This is a genomic window from Blastococcus sp. MG754426, from assembly GCF_021699055.1.
Taxonomy (GTDB): Bacteria; Actinomycetota; Actinomycetes; order Mycobacteriales; family Geodermatophilaceae; genus Blastococcus.
Map to the genome: position 1 here is coordinate 1 of NZ_SSXC01000124.1, position 6,469 is coordinate 6,469.

The following is a 6,469-nucleotide window of genomic DNA, read 5'->3' on the forward strand; positions in this document are numbered from 1 at the left end:
TGCGGGCGCAGCTGCCCGGGACGGCCGGCGTCCGCTGGCTCCGCCAGGAGGGCCTGCCACCCACGACCCGGCCGGCGGAGCTGACCGCCGAGCGGTGGCTGTCGCTGTTCCGCTGCTGGCAGTCCGCGGCCCCGGCACCCGGGGCCACCGGCGCAGGCCACCACCGGTCCGGTGGCCGACCGTCGACCCACGGCCACGCGCCGGGGGCCGTCGCCATCCCCCGCTGGGGGAGCTGAGGTCCCGGCCGGGCGCGCACCGCCGGCCGGCGGCCCTACCCGTCGGGCGGGGCCGCGGGTGGGCGGTGACGACGCGCCCGGCCACCGCCTGGCGCCGCCTCACCACGGCCCCCACTTCGGGGGAAGGCGAGGGTTCGCGCTCCTCCGGAACGGGCACGGGGGCGCCACGACCGGTGAGCAGCGCCGGCGCGGGGAGGCGGTGACCGGTGGGGATCTGGCAGGCCGCGCGACCGCCGCGACCGTTCCCCGAGGTGTGGTGCCAGGAGCTGAGCTCCCTGGCCGAGCTCGCCGCGCTGCGCGCCCGCCTCCGCCGGTCCACCACCGGCAGCCGGACCGTCGCCGCTCCCGAGCGCGACCACTGGTCCGAGCGGCTGGTGCTGATCGCCGACGAGCTCACCTCCAACGCGCTGCGCCACGGCGGGGCCCCCGTCGCGGCGGTCCTCGGCCGGGACGGCGACCGGTGGCTGATCGCCGTCCGGGACTCCGCGGTCGACGTCCCGCCCGCGCCGGCCCAGGGACGCGATCCCGGCCTGGGTGGCTTCGGGCTCTACCTCGTGGCCGACCTGTCGACGGCGCACGGCTGGTTCACCGAGCCGGGGGTCAAGACCGCCTGGGCAGTGGTGGACGGCGGGGCCTGAGCGCCCCGCCCCCGACCGGGCGAACCCCTGGCCCGGTGCCTGTGACCCGCGGGTAACGTGCGACACATGTCGCTCGCCGAGCAGTTGGACACGGTCACCGGCTCCGCCGCGGGGACGGTCGACCGGCACGCCACCACGGAGACCTTCGAGTCCACCGCACCGGCCGGCGGTGCCGTCGTCGGGGTCTTCCCCGTGCACGACGAGGCCGCCGTCGGGAAGACCGTCGCCCGCGCCCGCGTCGCCGCACAGCAGTGGGCGGCGCTGGGCTTCGACGGCCGCAAGCAGCGGCTCTCGGCCTACCGCGGCTACCTCGCCCGCCGCATGCACGAGCTCGCCGACCTCGTGCACCGCGAGAACGGCAAGCCGCACGCCGACGCCATCCTCGAGATCACCCTGGCCGTCGACCACCTGGCCTGGGCCGCCGGTCACGCGCGCAAGGCGCTCGGGCCCCGCCGGGTCAGCCCCGGCCTGCTCGCGGCCAACCACGCGGCCTACCTGGAGTACCAGCCGCTGGGCGTCATCGGCGTCATCGGCCCGTGGAACTACCCGGTGTTCACGCCGATGGGCTCGATCGCCTACGCGCTGGCCGCCGGCAACGCCGTCGTCTTCAAGCCCTCCGAGCACACGCCCGCCGTCGGCGCGTGGCTGGCCGCCGCCTGGCGGGCCGCCGTCCCCGACAGCGCCGACGCCTTCCAGGTCGTCACCGGCTACGGCGCCACCGGCGCGGCGCTGTGCCGCGTCCCGGTCGACAAGCTGGCGTTCACCGGGTCGGCCGCGACCGGCAAGAAGGTGATGGCCGCCTGCGCCGAGACGCTGACGCCGGTCCTGATGGAGCTCGGCGGCAAGGACGCGATGATCGTCGACGACGACGCCGACGTTGCGGCCGCCGCCGACGCCGCCGTGTGGGGCGCGATGAGCAACGGGGGCCAGACCTGCATCGGCATCGAGCGGGTGTACGCCACGGAGGCGGTCTACGACCGCTTCGTCGAGGCCGTCACCACGCAGGTGCGCAGCCTGCGACCCGGTGCGGACGGCGAGGCGACCTACGGCCCGATGACCATGGCCTCGCAGATGGAGGTGGTGCGCCGGCACGTCGCCGACGCCGAGGCCGCGGGCGCCCGGGTGGTCACCGGTGGCCCCTCCGCCGACGCGTTCCCCGCCGGGGGGTACGTCCCGCCCACCGTGCTGCTCGACGTGCCCGAGGACTCCCCCGCCATCAAGGAGGAGACCTTCGGTCCCACGCTGACGATCACCCGGGTGCGCGACGCCGAGGAAGCGCTGCGGCGCGCCAACGACACCACCTACGGGCTGGCCGGCGCGATCTTCTCCGCGTCCAAGGAGAAGGCCATGGACCTGGCCCGCCGGATGCGCAGCGGCATGACCTCGATCAACTCGGTGCTCACCTTCGCCTCGGTGCCGGCGCTGCCCTTCGGCGGGGTGGGCGACTCCGGGTTCGGCCGCATCCACGGCGAGGACGGGCTCAAGGAGTTCACCCGCGCCAAGGCCATCACCCGCCAGCGCGTACCGCTGCCGGTGAACCTGATGAGCTTCGGGCGCCCCGCCAACGCCGCCGACGCGCTGGCCCGGGTCATGGGCATGGTCCACGGGCGGCACCGCTGATGGGCGCGTACGCGCAGGACCCGGCGCTCGTGGGCACGGAGGAGTTCGACGTCGTCGTCGTCGGCGCCGGCTCGGCCGGCAGCGCGCTGGCCGGGCGCCTCAGCGAGGACCCGACGCTCCGGGTGCTGGTGCTGGAGGCCGGCGGCCCCGACTCGGTGCTCGAGGTCAAGATCCCCGCCGGGCTCTACAAGGTGTGGCGCACCCGGCACGACTGGAACTACACGACCGACGAGCAGCCGGGCCTGGGCGGCCGGAAGCTCTTCTGGCCGCGGGGCAAGCTGCTCGGCGGCTCCTCGTCGATCAACGCGATGATCTACGTCCGCGGGGCACGCGCCGACTACGACGAGTGGGCGCAGCTCACCGGGGACGACGCCTGGTCCTACGACTCCGTGCTGCCGCTGTTCAAGCGGATGGAGGACAACGCCCGCGGCGCCGACGCCTGGCACGGGGTGGGCGGGCCGCTGCGCGTGGAGGACCTGCGCTCGCCGCACCCGTGGACCACGGCCGTGGTCGAGTCGGCGGTCGCCGCCGGCTACCCGCGCAACCCCGACTTCAACGGCGCCGCCCAGGAGGGCGTCGGCCCGTTCCAGGTGACGCAGCGGCGCGGGCGCCGCTGGTCGGCCGCCGACGCCTACCTGCACCCGGCCGCGGGCCGGCCGAACCTGACCGTGCGGACCGGGGCGCTGACCACCCGGGTGCTCGTCGAGGGCGGCCGGGCCACCGGCGTGGAGTACCGCTGCGGCGGCGAGCTGCGCACGGTGCGCGCCACCCGCGAGGTGGTGCTCTCCGGCGGCGCGGTCAACTCCCCCCAGCTGCTCATGCTCTCGGGCATCGGCCCGGCCGACCACCTGCGCGAGGTCGGCGTCGACGTGGTGCACGACCTCCCGGGAGTGGGCGCCGGCCTGCAGGACCACCCGCTGGTGCCGGTGATCTGGGCCGCCCGTTCCGGGAAGTCGCTGCGGCTGGCCGAGACCCCGCTCAACCTGGCCAGGTGGAAGGTGACCGGCCGCGGCCCGCTGACCTCCAACCTCGCCGAGGCGGGCCTCTTCACCCGCTCCGCCCCCGAGCTCCCGGAACCGGACCTGCAGATGCACTTCCTGCCGGTGAAGTTTTGGAAGCAGGCGGAGGTCGACCCGGACGCCGAGGCGTTCACCTCCGCGGTCGTGCTGGTGCACGTCCACTCGCGGGGCTCGGTGCGGCTGCGCTCGGCCGACCCGACGTGGGCGCCCGCCATCGACGCCGGCTACCTCACCGACGAGCGCGACCTCGACGCGCTGGTCAGCGGGGTGGAGCAGGCCCGGGAGATCGCGGGGGTCGGCCCGCTCGCCGCCGTGCTCGGCGAGGAGTGGTCCCCGGGGCGCGGCGTGCAGGGCCGCGACGCGCTGCGGCAGAAGGTCCGCGACACCCTGGAGTCGCTGTACCACCCGGTGTCCTCGTGCCGGATGGGCACCGACGAGCAGGCCGTCGTCGACCCGCAGCTGCGGGTGCGCGGGATCGAGGGGCTGCGGGTGGCCGATGCGTCGGTGATGCCGACGCTGGTCCGCGGCAACACCAACGCACCGACGATCATGATCGCCGAGCGGGCCGCGGACCTGGTCCTCGGCCGCACGCCCGCGGCGCAGGTCGCCGCCACCGGTTGACGCGCTCCGGCGCTGGGATCAGGGCACCGGACCGTGGCGTGTCCTCCCTCGCGGTCTGCGGTGAGGGAGGACGCGCCAGGGTCAGGGAGGACCTCGCCCGACCTCGGCACGACGGCGTCGACCGGACAGCACGTGCACGCCGCGATCGGGGGCCCGCCGCTCACCCCCTGGGCGCCGCCCGCGGTCGGGCAGCTCACCCGATGTGACCCGTCCCTCCCGGGCGGTGGGACCACACCGGGGCCGCGTCTGGTTGAGTGGGGTGTACCGGCGCCGCCCTCGCTCATCCGGAGCGGCAGGAATCGACGTCGGGCCCAGGCTGCGCCACCGAGGCGCGCCAGGCTGACCGACGTCTCGCCGACGATGCGAGCCCGCCCTGCCCGCGTGCAGGTGCGCCGCTCGTCCGTGCCGGGGTGCTGGAGCAGCCACTCGAGCTCCGAGGAACCGATGACTTCGCAGAACGCCACCCCGTCCACCCCCGCCGCCGACGGGCGCCCGCGCCGGCGCCGTGGCGGCCGCGGCCGGGGCACCGGACCCCGCCCCGCCGGCGAGCAGCAGGCCGCCGCGCAGACCCCCGCCGCCGTCCCGGCGCCGCCCGTCGTCCCCGCCGGCGACGACGCCACCGTCCTGCCGACCGACACCACCTTCGACGCCCTCGGCGTCCCCGCTCCGCTGGTCGAGGTGCTCTCGGCCAGCGGCATCACCGCGCCGTTCCCCATCCAGGTCGCGACGCTGCCCGACAGCCTCGGCGGCCGCGACGTCCTCGGCCGCGGGCGCACCGGCTCGGGCAAGACCCTGGCCTTCTCCATCCCGCTGGTCGCCCGGCTCGCCGCCTCCGACGGCCGCCGGCAGCCCCGACGCCCCCGCGCGCTGGTGCTGGTGCCGACCCGCGAGCTGGCCAACCAGGTCTTCGCCGTCGTCGACCCCCTGGCCCGCGCGCTCGGCATGAACGCCACCACGATCTTCGGCGGCGTCGGGCAGAACCCGCAGGTGCAGGCCCTGGCGAAGGGTGTCGACGTCGTCATCGCCTGCCCGGGCCGGCTCGAGGACCTCATCGGCCAGGGGCACTGCGACCTCGGCGGCGTCGAGATCACCGTGCTCGACGAGGCCGACCACATGGCCGACCTGGGCTTCCTCCCCGGCGTCAAGCGGCTCATGGACCGCACCCCGAAGACGGGCCAGCGGCTGCTGTTCTCCGCCACCCTGGACAACGGCGTGGACGTGCTGGTCAAGCGCTACCTGAGCAGCCCGGTGACGCACTCGGTCGACCCGGCGGTCGCCCCGGTCAGCACGATGACCCACCACGTCTTCCACGTGCAGGCCGCCGACAAGGCCGAGGTCGTCCGCCAGCTCGCCGCCGGCCTGGGCCGCAGCGTGCTGTTCACCCGCACCAAGCACCAGGCCAAGAAGCTGGCCAAGCAGCTCACCGCCTCGGGCATCCCCGCGGTCGACCTGCACGGCAACCTCAGCCAGAACGCCCGCGAGCGCAACCTCGAGGCGTTCAGCAACGGCACCAGCCGGGTGATGTGCGCGACCGACATCGCCGCTCGCGGCATCCACGTCGACGACGTCGCACTGGTCGTGCACGTCGACCCGCCGACGGAGCACAAGGCCTACCTGCACCGCTCGGGCCGCACCGCCCGCGCCGGCGCCGGCGGCACCGTCGTCACCATCACCACCCCCGACATGGTGGGCGAGGTCCGCACGCTCACCCGCCAGGCCGGGATCAGCCCGGTGACCAGCCAGGTGCGGCCGGGTTCCCCGGAGATCGCGGAGCTCACCGGCCCGGAGGCCCCCTACGTGGAGCCGGCGCCCGCGCCGGAGCCGCAGCCGCAGGGGTCCGGCGGTGGCCGGCGTCGCCGCGGTGGCTCCGGCTCGGGTTCGGCCTCGGCCAAGCCGGCCGGTTCGTCCGGTCGCGGCGGCGGGTCGGGCTCCGGCCGGGCGAGCGGCCCGGCGCGGACCCGCGCCGAGCTCGCCGCCCGGGCCGGCACGACGTCGGCCGCCTCGTTCAGCGCCCGCTCCCGCCGGGGCCGCTGACCACGGCGGGATGTCGACTCGTCGTCATGTCGGCCGGATGACATGACGACGAGTCGCCACCCGTGCCACCGGGGGCGCGGCCGGACGTCTCCGGTCGCCCCGCCGGTCCTCCCGCACCGCAGCGCGTCCTCCCCCACCGCCGACGGTGAGGGAGGACGCCCCGTGATCAGGTGCCCTGATCCCGGCGCGAGTGCGGGAGAGCTCAGCTGCCGCTGGAGAAGGCGGCGTCGAAGGCGGCCGACGGCGGGTCGAAGGCGAGCCGGCGCACGAACTCCAGCGCCTCGGGGGCGCCGACGAGGCG

5 protein-coding genes are annotated in these 6,469 nt (G+C 76.0%); all 5 read left to right on the plus strand.

From position 1 onward, the window contains the following. On the plus strand, positions 1-236 hold a 236-nt coding region (locus E9549_RS22060), incomplete at its 5' end, for a hypothetical protein (RefSeq protein ID WP_236828740.1). A 206-nt stretch (positions 237-442) separates the two neighbouring features. Then, positions 443-874, plus strand: coding sequence for an ATP-binding protein (locus tag E9549_RS22065; protein ID WP_236828741.1), 432 nt, complete (start codon positions 443-445; stop codon positions 872-874). A gap of 66 nt (positions 875-940) precedes the next feature. Further along, the gene (locus tag E9549_RS22070) at positions 941-2,494 is read left to right on the plus strand and encodes an aldehyde dehydrogenase family protein (protein ID WP_236828742.1); all 1,554 of its coding nucleotides are present in this window, start codon (positions 941-943) and stop codon (positions 2,492-2,494) included. Further along, on the plus strand, positions 2,494-4,134 hold the full coding sequence (locus E9549_RS22075; RefSeq protein WP_236828743.1) for a GMC family oxidoreductase: 1,641 nt from the start codon (positions 2,494-2,496) through the stop codon (positions 4,132-4,134). The genes E9549_RS22070 and E9549_RS22075 overlap by 1 nt, the downstream gene beginning before the upstream one ends. A gap of 444 nt (positions 4,135-4,578) precedes the next feature. After that, positions 4,579-6,168 (plus strand): DEAD/DEAH box helicase, encoded by a 1,590-nt coding sequence (locus E9549_RS22080; protein ID WP_236828744.1) that lies wholly within the window; start codon positions 4,579-4,581, stop codon positions 6,166-6,168. Positions 6,169-6,469 lie beyond the last annotated feature (301 nt).